Source organism: Pseudomonas sp. FW300-N2F2 (assembly GCF_017351655.1).
Lineage (GTDB): Bacteria > Pseudomonadota > Gammaproteobacteria > Pseudomonadales > Pseudomonadaceae > Aquipseudomonas > Aquipseudomonas fluorescens_AA.
In genome coordinates, this window is the sequence record NZ_JACNDQ010000001.1 from 1152704 (window position 1) to 1169273 (window position 16570).

Annotated in this window: 14 protein-coding genes; 10 read left to right on the plus strand and 4 right to left on the minus strand. The window is 61.6% G+C overall.

From position 1 onward, the window contains the following. Positions 1–9: 9 nt before the first annotated feature. Positions 10–1071 carry an AraC family transcriptional regulator gene (locus J4E63_RS05270; RefSeq protein ID WP_207281301.1) on the plus strand — a complete coding sequence of 354 codons (1062 nt, stop codon included), beginning with the start codon at positions 10–12 and terminating at the stop codon, positions 1069–1071. Here the strand turns inward: J4E63_RS05270 and J4E63_RS05275 are convergent. Continuing rightward, positions 1028–2482 (minus strand): TrkH family potassium uptake protein, encoded by a 1455-nt coding sequence (locus J4E63_RS05275; protein ID WP_060738671.1) that lies wholly within the window; start codon positions 2480–2482, stop codon positions 1028–1030. The genes J4E63_RS05270 and J4E63_RS05275 overlap by 44 nt on opposite strands. A 119-nt stretch (positions 2483–2601) precedes the next feature. Between J4E63_RS05275 and J4E63_RS05280 the strand changes: the two genes are divergently transcribed. After that, the gene (locus tag J4E63_RS05280) at positions 2602–3165 is read left to right on the plus strand and encodes an NAD(P)H nitroreductase (RefSeq protein WP_207281302.1); all 564 of its coding nucleotides are present in this window, start codon (positions 2602–2604) and stop codon (positions 3163–3165) included. Positions 3166–3360: 195 nt separating this feature from the next. Here J4E63_RS05280 and J4E63_RS05285 read toward each other — a convergent pair whose 3' ends face one another. From J4E63_RS05285 to phhA, 3 genes are all read right to left on the minus strand, one after another. Further along, positions 3361–4554 carry an amino acid aminotransferase gene (locus tag J4E63_RS05285; RefSeq protein WP_207281303.1) on the minus strand — a complete coding sequence of 398 codons (1194 nt, stop codon included), beginning with the start codon at positions 4552–4554 and terminating at the stop codon, positions 3361–3363. Beyond that, positions 4554–4910 (minus strand): 4a-hydroxytetrahydrobiopterin dehydratase, encoded by a 357-nt coding sequence (locus J4E63_RS05290; protein WP_003184087.1) that lies wholly within the window; start codon positions 4908–4910, stop codon positions 4554–4556. Before J4E63_RS05290 ends, J4E63_RS05285 begins: the two co-directional genes overlap by 1 nt. 99 nt (positions 4911–5009) lie before the next feature. Beyond that, positions 5010–5795 carry a phenylalanine 4-monooxygenase gene (phhA, locus tag J4E63_RS05295; protein ID WP_053120239.1) on the minus strand — a complete coding sequence of 262 codons (786 nt, stop codon included), beginning with the start codon at positions 5793–5795 and terminating at the stop codon, positions 5010–5012. Positions 5796–6145: 350 nt separating this feature from the next. Here phhA and J4E63_RS05300 point away from each other — a divergent pair, with 350 nt between their 5' ends. From J4E63_RS05300 to rffA, 8 genes are all read left to right on the plus strand, one after another. Next, a complete protein-coding gene (locus J4E63_RS05300; protein ID WP_207281304.1) occupies positions 6146–7705 on the plus strand; it encodes a sigma-54-dependent transcriptional regulator in 1560 nt (519 codons plus the stop codon). Positions 7706–7826: 121 nt separating this feature from the next. Beyond that, complete coding sequence (locus tag J4E63_RS05305; RefSeq protein ID WP_192259417.1) at positions 7827–8528, plus strand: WbqC family protein; 702 nt, start codon at positions 7827–7829, stop codon at positions 8526–8528. Between the two features lie 50 nt (positions 8529–8578). After that, on the plus strand, positions 8579–12115 hold the full coding sequence (locus tag J4E63_RS05310; protein ID WP_207281305.1) for a glycosyltransferase: 3537 nt from the start codon (positions 8579–8581) through the stop codon (positions 12113–12115). A gap of 45 nt (positions 12116–12160) precedes the next feature. Next, positions 12161–12889: a trans-aconitate 2-methyltransferase gene (locus J4E63_RS05315; protein ID WP_192259421.1), complete on the plus strand. Its 729-nt coding sequence runs from the start codon at positions 12161–12163 to the stop codon at positions 12887–12889. Further along, positions 12886–13734: an NAD(P)-dependent oxidoreductase gene (locus J4E63_RS05320; RefSeq protein WP_207281306.1), complete on the plus strand. Its 849-nt coding sequence runs from the start codon at positions 12886–12888 to the stop codon at positions 13732–13734. The genes J4E63_RS05315 and J4E63_RS05320 overlap by 4 nt, the downstream gene beginning before the upstream one ends. Continuing rightward, positions 13731–14708 (plus strand): ATP-grasp domain-containing protein, encoded by a 978-nt coding sequence (locus J4E63_RS05325; protein WP_207281307.1) that lies wholly within the window; start codon positions 13731–13733, stop codon positions 14706–14708. Before J4E63_RS05320 ends, J4E63_RS05325 begins: the two co-directional genes overlap by 4 nt. Then, positions 14689–15366 carry a metallophosphoesterase gene (locus tag J4E63_RS05330; protein ID WP_207281308.1) on the plus strand — a complete coding sequence of 226 codons (678 nt, stop codon included), beginning with the start codon at positions 14689–14691 and terminating at the stop codon, positions 15364–15366. Before J4E63_RS05325 ends, J4E63_RS05330 begins: the two co-directional genes overlap by 20 nt. 51 nt (positions 15367–15417) lie before the next feature. After that, positions 15418–16569 carry a dTDP-4-amino-4,6-dideoxygalactose transaminase gene (rffA, locus tag J4E63_RS05335; protein WP_207281309.1) on the plus strand — a complete coding sequence of 384 codons (1152 nt, stop codon included), beginning with the start codon at positions 15418–15420 and terminating at the stop codon, positions 16567–16569. The last annotated feature ends 1 nt before the right edge of the window (position 16570 follow it).

A 16570-nucleotide genomic window follows, 5' to 3' on the forward strand; every position in this document is an offset into this window, starting at 1 on the left:
TAAAACGTCATGAGCGAACGAACCACTTCTTCAAGCTGGGCGATGGGGATTGTCAAGGCGTTGGAAATGGACGGCCTGAATTGTCGGGTACTGTTCAAGCAACTGGGGCTGGACTTCGATGCGCTGGAGGATCCGGATGCGCGTTTCCCCCAGGACTCGATGACTCGGCTCTGGCAACGGGCCGTGGAGTTGTCGGGTAACCCGGCCATCGGCTTGAACATGGGCAAGGTGGTGCGCCCGGCCTCGTTCCATGTGGCTGGCTACGCCTTGATGTCCAGTCGCACCTTGGTGGAGGGGTTCCAACGGCTGGTGCGTTATCAGCGGATCATTGCCGAAAGCGCCGATTTGAGTTTTCGCCAGTTGGAAGAGGGCTATGGGCTGATCCTGACGGTGCATGGCGACCATCTGCCGCCAACCCGTCAAAGTGCCGAAGCGTCCCTGGCGTGTGCGCTGGCCCTGTGCAGTTGGTTGACCGGGCGCACCCTGCACCCGGTGAAGGTGTTGCTCCAGGGCGCGGAACCGTTGGACCTGGCGCCTTATCACCGAGCCTTCCCCGCGCCGTTGGTGTTTGGCGCGCCTTATGACGCGCTGATCTTTGAGCGGGCCGACATGGAGGCGCCGCTGCCGACGGCCAACGAAGCCATGGCACAGCTTCACGACCGGTTTGCCGGGGAATACCTCGCGCGTTTTTCGGAAAGCCGCGTGACCCACAAGGCGCGACAAGTATTGTGTCGGCTGTTGCCCCAGGGGGAACCCAAGCGAGACGTGGTGGCGCAGACGTTGCACCTGTCGCAGCGCACCTTGCAGCGGCGCTTGCAGGAGGAGGGCACCAGTTTCCAGAACCTGCTCGAGGACACCCGTCGTGAACTGGCCGAGCAGTACCTGGCGCAGCCAGGCATGACGCTGCTGGAAATCGCCTATCTGCTGGGGTTCGCCGACCCGAGCAATTTTTTCCGGGCCTTTCGCCGCTGGTTCGACACCACGCCCGGCGAATACCGGGCGCGATTGGCGAGCCAGCCTGAACCGGTCAGTGGCGCCAGAACGCCGGGATACACAGCACGAACACCGTGATGATCTCCAGCCGGCCCAGCAGCATGCCCCCGGATAGAATCCACTTGGCCGCGTCCGGCAGCGGTGCGAAGTTGCCGGCTGGCCCGATGGTTTCCCCCAGCCCCGGGCCGACACCGGACACGGTACTGGCCGCGCCGGTCAGGGCCGTCATCCACTCCACGCCCAGCAGCGACAGCAGCAGGGCGATCACGCAGATGGTGATGGCGAAGAAGAACGAGAACGTGAGGATCGAGCGGACGATTTCTTCGTCGAGGCGATGACCGTTGTACTTCTGCTTGATCACCGCACGGGGGTGGATCAGTTGGTTGAGGTTGGCCCGAAGCAGGATGTAGGCGACCTGGAAGCGGAAAATCTTGATCCCGCCAGCCGTCGAGCCCGAACAGCCGCCGACGAACCCCAGGTAGAAGAACAGCATCAACGAGAAATTGCCCCACAGGCTGTAGTCGCCCAGGGCGAAGCCGGTGGTAGTGACGATGGACGTCACGTTCAGCGCCACGTGCCGTAGCGCGTCCAGCCAATGCAGGTCGGTGGTCGCCCAATACCAGGTGCCGAGTACCAGCCAGGTCACCAGCAGCACGCCGATGAGCCCTTGGACCTGCTGGTCCTTGATCAGCGCCCGGCGATTGCCTCGCAGTGTCGAGACATACAGGGCAAACGGCAGGCTGCCGAGGATCATGATGACGATGGCGACCCAGTGCACCGCCGGCTGGGTCCATTTGGCCAGGGACAGGTCCGAGGTGGAGAAACCGCCGGTGGAGATCGCCGACATCGAATGGTTGATGGCATCGAACAGGCTCATCCCGGCCCACCAGAGCGCCAGGGTGCCGAGGATGGTGATGCCCACGTAGGACGCCACGATCAGTCGCGCCACCATGTGGGACCGGGGCATGACTTTTTCCGAGCGGTCCGACGACTCGGTCTGGAACAGCCGCATGCCACCGATGCGCAGCAGCGGCAGGATCGCCACCGCCATGCCGATGAAGCCGATACCGCCGAGCCAGTGCAGCAGCGAGCGCCACATCAGGATGCCCGGGGACATGGTGTCCAGGCCGCTCAGGACGGTGGCGCCGGTGGCGGTGATGCCCGACATGCTTTCGAAGAACGAATCCGTATAGCTGATGTGCTGGGTCAGCAGGAAGGGCAGGGCGGCGAAGATACACACCACCAGCCAGCTGCTGACGGTCAGCAGGTACATGTCCCGCGGACGCAGGTGGATGTGTTCCGGGCGCCCGGGAAGCACCAGCGCCAGGCCGGCGACGAAGGTAATCATGCTCGACCAGAGGAACGACGGCAGGTCGCGGGTGCGCTCGAAGACCAACAGGGTGGCCATGGGCACGACCATGAAGATCGCCAGGGTGATCAGGAAGATGCCGATGATGAAACCAATGATCCGCAGGGTCGGCAACGCCATGAAGTCCGCTCAGGCTGTAAAGGGAAGGGCGCCATTCTACCCGCGACAAGCGGCATGTAAACCGGCAGCCGGCGGCGCTTCCCGCTAGAATGGCCAAACATTTTTTCAGGAGGTGGCCGATGCAGGCTCTCGACGCTTTGCTCAATCGTGTTTCTGTCCCGCGCCTGGTGGAGCCGGCACCCACGCCGGAACAGCGCGAACTCATGTTCGCCGCGGCCATGCGTGCGCCGGATCACGGCCAGTTGCGGCCTTGGCGCTTTCTGACGGTCGAGGGACAGGCGCGGCATCGCATGGGCGAACTGCTGGCCGAAGCGGCGAAATTCAATGACCCGCTCGCCCCTGAAGCCGTCGTGGAAAAAGCCCTCAACGGCCCATTGCGCGCGCCGCTGGTCGTGGTGGTGATTGCCCGTCTGCAGGACCATTTCAAAATCCCTAAATCCGAGCAACTGCTGGCGGCCGGCTGCGCGGCCCATGGCATCTTGCTGGCCGCGTATGCCCAAGGGGTGGGTGGGGTGTGGCGTACCGGTGAGCTGGCGTATTCGCCGCATGTGGCCAGGGGGCTTGGTCTTGAGGAGGGGGAAGAGGTGATCGGTTTCCTCTACCTGGGCACGCCGCAGAAAGAAGCGCGCACCGCGCCCCAGGAAGATGTCGGGCAGTTTGTCCAGGAGTGGACGGGCTCGTAACGTCTCAAGGGCGGCGGATGACTTTGGGTGTGTTTGATCCACTGTGGCGAGGGAGCTTGCTCCCGCTGGGCGGCGAAGCCGCCCCAAATGCCTGGTTAGAGGCCGCCTGACACTCCGAGGTGCCGGGTTTCAGGGCTGCTGCGCAGCCCAGCGGGAGCAAGCTCCCTCGCCACAGGGAAAGTGCCCGGCCTTGGGTTAGTTGCAAGCGTCAGCAATCGCCTCGGCCAGCAGGTCCAGGCGCGTGGCGTCGATGCCGGCCACGTTGGCCCGGCCGGTGCCGACCATGTAGACACTGTGGCGCTCGCGCAGGTGCTTGACCTGTTCCGGCGTCAGGCCAGTGTAGGAAAACATCCCGCGTTGCACGCCGATATGGGCGAAGCGCTCGCGCAAGCCATGGGATTCGAGGGCTTCCAGCAAACCGCTGCGCAATTGCGCGATGCGCAGGCGCATGGTCTGGACTTCATCGGCCCACAGGCTTTTGAGCTCCGGGTCGCCGAGGATGGTCGCCACGACGGCAGCGCCATGGTCCGGCGGTGTCGACCAGAGATTGCGGGCGATGTTTGCCAGTTGGCTGCGGACGTCCACCAGCTTCTCGCCATCCCGGGCGCAGACGATCAACGCACCGGTACGGTCGCGGTACAGGCCGAAGTTCTTCGAACAGGAACTGGTGACCAACACTTCCGGCAGGGCCTGGGCAAACAACCGCACCGCCCAGGCGTCCTGCTCCAGCCCATCGCCGAAGCCCTGGTAGGCGAAGTCGATCAGCGGCAGCAGTTCACGGTTGCGCACCACTTCCAGGACCTGGCGCCATTGCTCATGGGACAGGTCGAACCCGGTGGGGTTGTGGCAGCAGGCGTGCAGTAGCACCACATCGCCTTTGGGGGCCTGGTTCAAGGTCGCCAGCATCGCCTCGAAATCCAGGCGATTATCGGCGCCCACGTAGGGGTAATGACTGGCCTTGACCCCCGCCGCGGCGAAAATGGTTTCGTGGATCGGCCAGGTCGGGTTGCTCAGCCATACACCACGGCCCGGCAGGCACTGGGCGATGAAGTCGGCGCTCAGGCGCAGGGCACCGGTACCGCCCGGTGTCTGGGTGGCGCCCGCGCGTTTTGCTGCGATCAGCGGCGAGTCGGCGCCCAGTACCAGCTCATTGATCAGTTGGCCGAACGCGGCGTCACCATGACCACCGATGTAGGTCTTGGTGGTCTGGCGATCCACCAGTCGCTGCTCGGCCCGCTTCACCGACTCAAGAATCGGCGTCAGGCCCTGGGCGTCCTTGTAGACACCCACGCCGAGGTCGAACTTGCTCGGGTTGCTGTCCGCCCCGTAGGCCTCCATCAGGCCGAGGATCGGGTCGCCGGGGACCCGGCCGATGGCATCGAAATGCATTACTTGCGGCCCTCGGCGGTCTTGGCCACGTCATCGGTGCGGGCGGCCATGATGAAGTCGTTGCGGTGCAGGCCCTTGATGGAATGGCTCCACCAGGTCACGGTGACTTTGCCCCATTCGGTGAGCAGGCCAGGGTGGTGGCCTTCGGCCTCGGAGATCTCGCCGACGGCGTTGGTGAACGCCAGGGCGTGCTTGAAGTTCTTGAACAGGAAAACTTTTTCCAGCTGCATGACGCCATCGCGCACTTCGATGTTCCAGTCTGGGATCTGCTTGATCAGCACCGGCAGTTCTTCGTCGCTCACTTGCGGGGCATCGGCGCGGCAGGCTTCGCAATGGGCTTGGTTCAGAGTGTTCATGATGTGTTCCTGGATCGAATATTTGGAAAACGTCGATGCACCCACGCTAAAGCAAAGCGGCGTCGTGCAACAGACTCAATTGGGATTAAAAGAGGCGGTTCACGCCGCTTTTGGTGGGAATTTCGGGGCATGCAAGCCCAGCTCCCGACCGCGCTTGACCATGCCCATGATGTCTTCGTGAGCCAGGTCGAACAGACGCTTGAGTTCGGGCAGCACGAAATACACCGGTTGCAGGATGTCGATGCGATACGGGGTGCGCATGGCTTCCAGCGGATCGAAGGCCTGGTGTTCCGGCTCGTCCGACAGGCAGTACACGGTTTCCTTGGGCGAAGACAGGATGCCGCCGCCGTAGATGCGCCGGCCCTGCGGGGTCTGCACGAGGCCGAACTCGATGGTCATCCAGTACAGGCGCGCCAGGTAAACCCGTTCTTCCTTGGACGCCTGTAGGCCGAGTTTGCCGTAGGTGTGGGTAAATTCCGCAAACCAAGGGTTGGTCAGCAGCGGGCAGTGGCCGAAGATCTCGTGGAAAATGTCCGGCTCCTGCAGGTAATCCAACTCTTCCCGGGTGCGAATAAAGGTCGCCACAGGAAACTGTTTGCTGGCGAGCAATTCGAAGAAGGTCTGGAAGGGAATCAGCGCTGGCACCCGGGCGACTTGCCAGCCCGTGGTCTCGCCCAGCACCTTGTTGATTTCGTCCAGTTGCGGGATACGGTCGTGGGGCAGGCCCAGCTTGTCGATGCCATCCAGGTATTCCTGGCACGCACGGCCTTCGATGACTTTCAGCTGGCGGGTGATCAGCGTGTTCCACACCGCGTGTTCTTCAGCGGTGTAGTGGATAAAACCTTGCGCATCGGGCTCGCGAGCCACGTACTGCGTCTGCTTCATGCTGCTCTCCTGCTGATTTCCCTCAGGGGGATGATGTGTTTGTTGTTATGTCCAGCGATGCAATAGAGATAGCGCGAAGCAGGGGTACGTGCAGTAGGGGTGAGCCAGCGAGCGGGGCCAAGAATGGCTCATTTCGTAAACTTATCGTTACATAATCGCCTATGCTTCGGCAGTATCAGGATTTTTGAGTGGGAAACGGCCTACAGCTGTCACATAATCTTGACAACTATTTGTGTGCCTAGACAAAAAGCCCTACGCAAAACCCTGTGGCGAGGGAGCAAGCTCCCTCGCCACAGGTGTGTGTCGGGGCTTGAATGGCGCGTCTCTCTCATCCACACCCGGGCCTTTCCATGCGCATCAAAGTCCATTGCCAGAACCGCATCGGCATCCTGCGAGACATCCTCAACCTGTTGGTGGAATACGGCATCAACGTCGCCCGAGGGGAGGTCGGTGGTGAGCATGGCAACGCGATCTACCTGCACTGCCCAAACCTGATCAACATCCAGTTCCAGGCACTGCGTCCGAAATTCGAAGGCATCGCCGGGGTGTTTGGCGTCAAGCGCGTAGGACTGATGCCCAGTGAGCGTCGGCACATGGAACTCAACGCCCTGCTCGGCGCCTTGGAGTTTCCGGTGCTGTCCATCGATATGGGGGGCTCCATCGTCGCGGCCAACCGGGCGGCGGCGCAGTTGCTCGGGGTGCGTGTCGACGAGGTGCCGGGCATCCCGCTGTCCCGATACGCCGAGGATTTCGACTTGCCGGAACTGGTGCGCGCCAACCAGTCGCGTATCAACGGCCTGCGGGTCAAGGTCAAGGGCGATGTGTTCCTGGCGGACATCGCGCCACTGCAATCGGAACACGACGACAGCGAGGCCATGGCCGGTGCGGTGCTGACGCTGCACCGGGCCGACCGGGTGGGCGAGCGGATCTATAACGTGCGCAAGCAGGAGTTGCGCGGCTTCGACAGTATTTTCCAGAGTTCGAAAGTGATGGCGGCGGTGGTCCGTGAGGCCCGGCGCATGGCCCCCCTGGACGCGCCGCTATTGATAGAAGGGGAAACCGGCACTGGCAAGGAACTGCTGGCTCGCGCTTGTCACCTGGCGAGCCCGCGCGGGCAATCGCCATTGATGGCACTCAACTGCGCCGGGCTGCCCGAGTCCATGGCCGAGACCGAACTGTTCGGCTACGGGCCGGGTGCCTTCGAAGGCGCCCGGGCCGAAGGCAAGCTCGGTCTGCTGGAACTGACCGCGGGGGGAACGCTGTTTCTCGACGGGGTCGGGGAGATGAGCCCGCGCCTGCAAGTGAAATTGCTGCGCTTCCTGCAGGACGGTTGCTTCCGCCGTGTCGGCAGCGATGAAGAGGTATACCTGGACGTCAGGGTGATCTGCGCGACACAGGTCGACTTGTCCGAACTCTGTGCCCGGGGCGAATTCCGTCAGGATTTGTACCACCGCTTGAACGTGCTTTCCTTGCATATTCCGCCCCTGCGCGAATGCCTCGATGGCCTGGCGCCGCTGGTGGAACATTTCCTCGACCAGGCCAGCCGCCAGATCGGTTGTGCACTGCCCAAGCTGGCCCCGGCGGCGATGGACCGCCTCAGTCACTACCACTGGCCGGGCAATGTCCGACAGCTGGAAAACGTGCTGTTCCAGGCCGTTTCCCTGTGCGACGGCGGGAAGGTGAAGGCTGAGCACATCCGCTTGCCGGACTACGGCGTGCGTCAGCCCCTTGGCGATTTTTCCCTTGAGGGGGGGCTGGACGACATCGTCGGACGCTTCGAGAAAGCCGTGCTGGAGCGCCTGTACTCCGAGCACCCGAGCAGCCGGCAATTGGGCAAGCGGCTGGGGGTTTCCCATACGACCATCGCCAATAAATTGCGTGAGTATGAGGTAGGCAAGACCGAGCCGTAGCGAGCTTTGTTTCGCTGGTATGGGATTTGCTACATCCAGACCTGTCCACGCATATTCATATTTGGTGGCGATTTTTTGACAGGGCAGAGCCCCGATTCCCGCTGCGTATGTGAGGTTCAGGATGCAAAAGAAGATAGCTGTGGTGCAGTCGAATTACATTCCCTGGAAGGGCTATTTCGATCTGATCCGCAGCGTCGATGCGTTCATCCTGTATGACGATGTCCAGTACACCCGGAGTGACTGGCGCAACCGCAACAAGATCAAGACTGCCCAGGGTGAGCATTGGCTGAGTATTGCGGTCAAGAAGAAGGGCCGTCTTGGCCAGTTGATCAATGAAGTCCAGGTCAGCAGTCCGGATTGGGCCGCCGCGCACTGGAAGACGATTGAGCAGAGCTACCGGCGCGCACCCTGTTTCGCCCAGATGGAAGCGCCGATTCGCACGCTCTACGAGCAAGCCGCCGACCTTACCCACCTGACCGCGATCAACCACCTGTTCATCGCCGGCTTGTGCCCGCTGCTGGATATCCACACGCCGCTTTACCGTTCCGAGGACCTGGGGGGAGTAGAGGGCAAGAATGAACGCTTGATCCATCTGTGCCAGGCCCTCGGGGCCAACGAATACCTCTCTGGACCCGCAGCCAGTCACTACCTCGATGAAGCGGCATTCGCCGCCAACGGGATCGCGGTGTCGTACATGAGTTATGCCGGCTATCCCGAGTATCGGCAGGTCTACGGCGACTTCCAGCATGCGGTCAGTGTGATCGACCTGTTGTTCAATACCGGCGCGGATGCATCGGCTTTTCTGAAGAAAAGGGCTGCCTGAGCGGGCCTTGCCAGTGACACCCTTTTGATTTGATTTGGAGATTGCACCCGATGTCGAACCTTGCGCAGCTGGACGCTTACTCGCTCGAACAAGCGTTGGCGCGTCTGCGGCTGATGTATGCCAAACCCGAACATCCCTACTACTTCCTGGCACCTGCATACCGTGAGTCGTCGTCGGGCGTCGTCTCGCTGCACTATCTCTGCCATATGCTCAACCTCAGTGGTCGTGAGGCCTACATCTGCGGCACCGAAGTGGTCAACCCGGAACTCAAGACGCCGCTGCTCAATTCGACGATCAGGCAGCGCCATGCGGCAGCGGGCAAGGTGCCGATTGCGGTTTATCCCGAGGTGTTCCCTGGCAATCCACTCAACTGTTCGGTCGTGGCGCGTTTCTTACTGAATTTCGAGGGATTTCTCACGGGAAATGGCATGGACGCCGCGCCCACCGACTTGTTTTTCTATTACGCAGCCAGGCTCGCCGAGCACCGTGGCGACCCTGACGGTGACCTGTTATGCCTGCCGACCATTGATGTCGAAATGTTCTCGGCGGTGGGCGCTGGAGCCGTGCGCAAGGGGAGCTATCTCTACCAGAACCGCCACCCCTTGGATCAGGTCGACTACTCGCTGCTGCCCGCGGATATCCGCCTGTTAAGCATGGCTAATCCGCTGGCCCTGCCTGAGCTGGCCGAGCTGCTGCGCAATGCAGAGGTGATGTACAGCTATGAGTGGTCGATGACCTGCGTCATGGCAGTGCTGTGTGGATGCCCGGTGATATTCATTCCGGGACATGGCGTCGACCAGCCACTGCTCGACACCAGTTTCTTCGGCAGTGTCGGCTTTGCCATGCTCGATCAGCCGGACCCGTTGGAACATGCGCGGGCAAGCCTCGGTGACGCCCTGCAGCGTTACGTTGAGCGTACTGCGTCTTTCTGGCAGCAGTTGGACGTGTTTATTGCCAAAACCCAGGCGACTGCCGTGCGTGAGGCGGTCGGCAACCGTCTGGGTGTGCTCGACTGGTTGCGCCAGCGCTACCCCTTGGCGCAGCAACTGCGTCTGATCAATGAGCGGTTGGCGAACTCGGCGGCGCCTGCCTTCACTGTCCTGGTCCGTGATGACGGCAATCAGTTGGCGCTGGCTCACACCCTGGACAGCCTGGATCGACAGTTATACCAACGCATCCATGTGTGCGTGATCGGTAGCACTGACCCGGGGCGAGCCAACGTTCAATGGTTGGCGTGTGATCCGAAGCAACCGGCGGCAGCGATCAATGGTTTGCTCGAGGGCGTCCGGAGCGATTGGTTCATGCTGGTGGAGGCTGGGGAGGAATTCATTGCCGCAGGGCTGCTGGTGACAGCGCTGAATCTGCTCGAAGCGCCTGACAGTTGCCTGGCGGTGTACGCCGACGAGGCGCTGCACATGGGCGGAGTGATCGACCTCTCGTTGCGGCCCGACCTGAATCTGGATTTGCTGTTGGCGTTTCCGGCCAGCCTTTCCCGTCACTGGATGTATCGTCGCGAGGCGCTGGTGCGCCTGTGCGGTTTTGACAATACCTGGGGTGAGGCCTTCGAATTGGCCTACCAACTGCGGCTGATCAGCGAGCTGGGTGTGGCGAGTGTGGGTCATGTCAGCGAACCCCTGTTGATCGCCAACGAGCTGCGGCAGTCGGAATGCGCCGATGAGCGTGCGGTCATCGATGCGCACCTGCAAGCGCGTGGCTACGGTCAGGCGCGAGCGATTGCACTGGAGCCGGGCCGCTATCGTATCGACTACGGCCACGAGCGGCAGGCCTCGGTCAGTATTCTGATTTACCTGGAAGGACAGCTGGCGAATTTCCAGCGTTGCCTGGAAAGCCTGCTGACGCAGACTGACGCGGTGGACTTCGAGGTCCTGCTGATAGAACCGGGCAACGACGAGCCCGCATTGCTGGAGTGGCTGGGGCTGGTGGAGGAAATGGGCGAGGGCCGTTTCCAGGTGTTGCGTTTCATGCCGGGACAGTCTCGTGCGGCCATGTGCAATGCGGCGGCGCAGGAGGCGCGGGGCGAGTATCTGCTCTGGCTCGATGCGCAAAGCGCTGTGCTTGAGCCGGGGTGGATACACGCGTTGCTCAATCATGCCCAGCGCCCGGAAGTTGGTGCGGTGGGAGGCAAGTTGCAGGATAGCCAGGGTCGCATACGCCAGGCGGGCCTTGTGTTGGGATTGGGTGCCACTGTCGGTCGGGCTTTTGAGGGCTTGTCATCCCAGGCAGCGGGTTACATGGGGCGACTGGGGCTCGAGCAGAACTGCTCCGCAGTGGGCGGTGAATGCCTGATGCTGCGGCGAGGGCTTTTCCTCGAGGCCGATGGCTTCGACACCGATCCGCTGCTGGCGCCCTGGACCCATGTCGACCTGTGTCTGAAGCTGCAGCAGGCCGGTTACCTGAACGTCTGGACGCCTTACGCGCGACTGTTGATGAACCCGGTGGCAGACACCCGTGCGAGTCGCGAGCAGGAGGATGCCTTGCTCGCGCGCTGGTTGCCGCAGTTGGCCCGCGACCCTGCCTACAATGCCAACTTTTCGCTGCGTGTCGGCGAGGGTTTTACCCGGGAAAACACCGACCTGTGCTGGTATCCGCTGCAAGGCAGCGTGCCAAGGGTGCTGGTTTGTGTCACCGACCAGCAGGCGGCGGCTTATTCGCGGCTGGTTCAGCCGTTCAGCACATTGCTTGAAGCGGGGCAAATCGAAGGCGCGGCTGTTTCGAGTTTACTGTCGCCGGTGGAGTTCGAGCGCCTGGCGCCGACCACCGTGGTGTTGCAGCGCCCGCTGGACGACGCCGGGCTTCTGGCTCTGAACCGCCTGAGGGCGTTTTCCAAGGCGTTCACCGTCTACGAGTTGGACGGTTATTTGCCGCAGATGGAGTTGAAGGGGGATTACGCTGCCGATGAGCTGCTGGAGCGCCTGCGGATCGGGATGATGCAGGCTGATCGGGTGCTGGTCCCCACGCCGGCGCTGGCCGAACTGTTGCAGGGCCAGCACCACGACATCCGTGTGCTGGAAACCTTGCTGCCGGCCGCCTGGGGGCGCGTGCAGAGCAAGCGGCGCATAGGGGCCAAGCCGCGCCTGGGCTGGCAGGGCGGCAAGGATACCCAGCTGCTGGCCGACGTGCTGCCCGCATTCGCGGGTGAAGTAGACTGGGTGGTGCTGGGCGACTGCCCCGCGTCACTGCAGCCTTTTCTCAAGGAGCTGCACCCAGCTGTCGCGCAGCAGCAGTTGGCAGCGGCCCTGGCCGCATTGAATCTGGATCTTGCGCTGGTGCCCATGGCGGAAAACCTGGGTAATGCCTGTTCTGGCGACCTGCGTGTCCTGCAGCATGCCGCTTGCGGCCATCCGGTCATTTGCAGCCGGGTACCGGGTTTTGTCGGCGGCGAGGTATTGCCACTGTCACGGGTGAGCAACGAGGCACAAGACTGGATCCGGGCGATTCGCTTGCACCTGGAAGACCGTGAGGCCTCCGCGACGCTGGGGGACGCCTTGCAGTCGACCGTGCGGGCGCAATGGCTGCTCGAAGGTGAGCGCCTGGACGCCTGGCGACGGGCCTGGTTGGCCGATTGATCCGTATGAACTATTACTTTGGCCGCCCAGCGGAGTGCATGTGACATGAGTAGCGATCTGGATACCTTCATCGCAGCCTACAGCGACAGCTTTGGCTATGCGTATGACAACAACATCATTCTCAATTGGTATCCCCAGCGCATCATGGCGCTATGCACCCAGGCGCAAAGCCTGCTGGAGCTCGGTGTGGGCCATGGTTTCAGCACCCACCGCTTCTCGCAGTTCTTCAGTGGGCACACGGTCATCGATGGCTCTGCCTCGGTGATCGCCCAGTTCAAGGCCCAGTACCCGGACAGCACGGCCGAGATCGTCGAAAGTTACTTCGAGACATTCGACACCGACAAGCGCTTCGATCTCATCGTGATGGGGTTTGTCCTGGAGCATGTCGAAGATCCACAGACCGTACTGCAAAGGTTCAAGCGCTTTCTTGCGCCGGGTGGACGTTGCTTTGTCCTGGTTCCCAATGGCGAGTCTCTGCATCGGCGGTTCGGTCATGCTGCCGGACTGCTTGACGACATGATGGCGCTGGGGCGCGGTGATCTGGAACTGGGCCATGTGCGCAGCTACTCGGTCCAGACCCTGACCGCTGAGCTGGAAGCCGCCGGGTTCCAGGTGGTGCGTAAGGAAGGCGTGTTCCTCAAGCCATTCACCACCGGACAATTGAAGGAATTGAACTTGGGTGCAGACATCGTCCAGGCGATGTGCACCGTAGGTATCGATTACCCAGAGCTCAGTTGCGCGCTGATGCTCGAAGCGACAGTCCCCCAGCCATGAAAAGCCTGGTAATCGGAAGTACTTCGGTCATTGGCAAGGCCGTCGCCCAGGCGCTGTCGCGCTATGGCCAGGTCAAGTTGGCGGGGCGCAGGGAGGCCGATATCACCTTTGACTTGAGCGGCCCGGTGCCCGTTGCTATCGACGAGCGCTTCGACATCGTCGTGCTGGCCGCTGCCGATTTTGGCGGCCGTGAGCCGGATGACCTGGTTCGCGCCGAACGGGTCAACAGCGTCGGTACATTGGTTGCCTGCCGCCTGGCTGAACAATGCGGGGCGCGTCATTTCATTCTGTTGTCGTCGCGTTCGGCCTGTGACCAGGCGACAGATCCCTACTTCGGCATCTACTCGCTGTCCAAGCGCCATGCCGAGGAAGTGGCGAGCCTGTATTGCCAAGAGCGCGGCATGGCATTGAGCGTGCTGCGCATCAGTCAGGTCTACGACGACGGCGAGCAGTGCAGGCCTCACCAACCGCTGTTGTACGCCATCGCCGACAAGGCGCAGGCGGGGCGAACCGTCGAGCTGTATGGCAGCAACGACGCCAGGCGCAACTACCTGCATCTGAGTGACCTTGCCGAGGTCTGCGCACGGCTGGCAGAGCAGGGTGTTACTGGTTTTTACAACTGCGGTCATCCCGAAAGCCCTCGTCTTTCCGAGATTGCCCAGGCTGCGTTCGAGGCATTTGGCAAGCCGCTGGATGTACGCTTCCTGCCAGAAAAAAACGATATTCCCGATCTGCCCCCCTTCGACTGCGGGCATGAATTGTACGAGCGAATAGGTTTCGTCCCGCAAATAGATGTCCGCCGGGGCTTTGGGCTGATGAGAGCGCACCGGGAGCGTCTGTCATGAAGACCGTCATGGTGACGGGTGTAGGGGCCATCATGGGCTACGGCCTGCTCAAGTCGCTGCGCGCTGCCGACCCTTCTGTTCGGCTCGTCGGCACCGATATCTACGACGATGCTGTCGGTCGCGGCTGGAGCGATGTATTCGTGCAGGCTCCTTTGACCGCTGACCCGGGGTACGGCCAGTGGCTGAGTGACACCCTGGCCAGGCACGAGGTCGATCTGCTGATTCCCGGGATCGAACAGGACGTCCATTGGCTGTCGGACAACCGAGCGTTGTTGGCGACATTCGATTGTCAGGTCGTGCTCAACAACCAGCACTTGATCGATCTTTCCAAGGACAAATGGGCAATGGACCAGGCGCTGGTGGCGCTGGGGGACGCCAGCCGTATTCCCAGCCTGCTGTCGGGGGATTTTCACGCGCTCAAGGCGGCCTTGGGCCTGCCGTTTCTGCTCAAGCCGCGCCGAAGCTATGCTTCCAAAGGGCTGGTCTGGGTTCGCGAGGAACGCGACTTTACGCCTCACGCGGCCCTGCTCGGCGATTACCTCATGGCGCAGCCCATCATTGGCAGCGCGGCCGACGAATTCACCGTGGCGGCGTTCGGTGATGGCGGTGGCGACACCGGTCCGATCATCGCCTTCCAGCGCAAGTTGGCCTCGGACGGGTCTACCGCCAAGGCCTGGGTGTATCAGGATGATTCGCTGGACGAGACGGTCACCAGGCTGTGCCGCGCCTTCAAACCGGTCGGGCCGACCAACTTGCAGTTCCGGCGGGGCTCCGATGGCGAATGGCGCCTGCTTGAGATCAATCCGCGAATCTCCTCGACCAGTTCGATACGTCGCGCATTTGGCTACAACGAGGCGGCGATGTGTCTGGACTATTATCTCGATGGCAAGACACCGGCCCCGCCGACCCTTCGCAGTGGTTTCGCTGTTCGTTTTATAGAGGATTTCATTGTCTATGATCGGGATCATTTCTGACGTACATGGCAATTACAGCGCCCTTCGAACAGTGCTTGCCAAACTTGATGGGCTGGGTGTGTCGCGGATTATCTGCCTGGGTGACACGGCCGGTTATTACAGCCAGGTCAATGAGTGTTGCGAGGCCCTGCGCGAGCGAAACATCTTCTCCGTGATGGGCAACCATGATTGGTACCTGGCCCGGAATGAGCGCTGCCCTCGTTCCAATAGCGCCAATGCCTGCCTGGACTATCAACAGGGCGTCATCACTTCGCAGAACCTGGCCTGGCTGGGATCACTCCCGGAGCGCTCGACCCAGGATGAATTGAGCATTGTCCATGGCGGCTGGAACGATCCGTTGGATGAATACGTACGACCCTCGCAGGGGTATTTCGCCCCGTTGCCTGGCCGGTATTTCGCGTCAGGCCATACCCATGTCCAGTACCTGTGGAGTGGTGAAGGCAAGGCCTATTGCAACCCCGGTTCAGTCGGCCAGCCACGTGATGGTGATCCCCGGGCGGGTTTCGCGACCTGGGATGGCGAGGTCTTCAACCTGCATCGGGTTGAATACGATAGAAGTGAAACCCAACAGGCAATGAAGAAGGCCGGGTTCACCCCGTACTTCTATGAAAATCTTGATATCGGCAGTCAGATAGGTGGGCGGATCAGTGCGGTTTGAAGTTTTGTGCTGTGCGTCACCCATGACCATGCCCACCCTGGGAAGTTTGCAATGAGCCAAGAAACGATACTCTTCAACCGCCCGTACATGACCGGCAAGGAACTGGATTACATTGCCCAGGCCAAGTTTGGCAACATGCTCGCCGGTGATGGTCCGTTCACCAAGCAGTGTCACCGCTGGCTGGAGTCCCACACGGGTTGCAGCAAGGCATTGCTCACCCACTCCTGTACCGCTGCGCTGGAAATGGCGGCCTTGCTGCTGGACATCCAGCCCGGCGACGAAGTCATCCTGCCTTCCTATACCTTCGTGTCCACGGCCAACGCCTTTGTGTTGCGTGGCGCGGTGCCGGTTTTCGTCGATATACGTCCCGACACCTTGAACCTGGACGAGCGCCTGATCGAGGCGGCGATCACGTCACGGACCAAGGCCATCGTGCCCGTCCATTACGCCGGCGTGGCCTGCGAGATGGACACTATCGTGGCCATTGCACGTAAGCATGGGCTGGCGGTGGTCGAAGACGCCGCGCAAGGGGTGATGTCCACCTACAAGGGCCGGGCCTTGGGCAGCATCGGGGACCTTGGGGCCTTCAGTTTTCACGAAACCAAGAACGTAATCTCGGGGGAGGGCGGCGCTTTGCTGGCCAATGACCCGGCAATGGCGCTGCGAGCCGAGATCATCCGGGAAAAAGGAACCGATCGCAGTCGCTTCTTCAGGGGCGAGGTGGACAAGTACACCTGGCAAGAGGTGGGCTCCTCGTTTCTGCCTGGAGAAATGACTGCGGCCTTTCTTTGGGCCCAGTTGGAGGAGGCGCAAGCCATCACCCAGCGCCGCCTGGCGATCTGGGAGCATTACCATGCCGCTTTGGCGGGGCTTGAGCGGCAAGGGTTGCTGCGTCGTCCGATCGTTCCTGAAAATTGCCAGCACAATGCGCACATGTACTACGTGCTCCTGGCCCCTGGTATGGAACGCCAGGTTGTTCTCGAGGCGCTCAAGAGCCATGCCATCTATGCGGTGTTCCATTACGTGCCGCTGCATTCATCCCCCGGTGGAGCGCGCTATGGGCGTGTGCATGGCTCAATGGAAATCACCGATGGTTATTCCGAGCGGCTGTTGCGTTTGCCGATGTGGCTCGGTCTCTCCAAGGATCAACAAGACCGGGTGGTCGATGTGCTCGGCGGTGCTTTGGCAGCCCTTGCCACTTAGC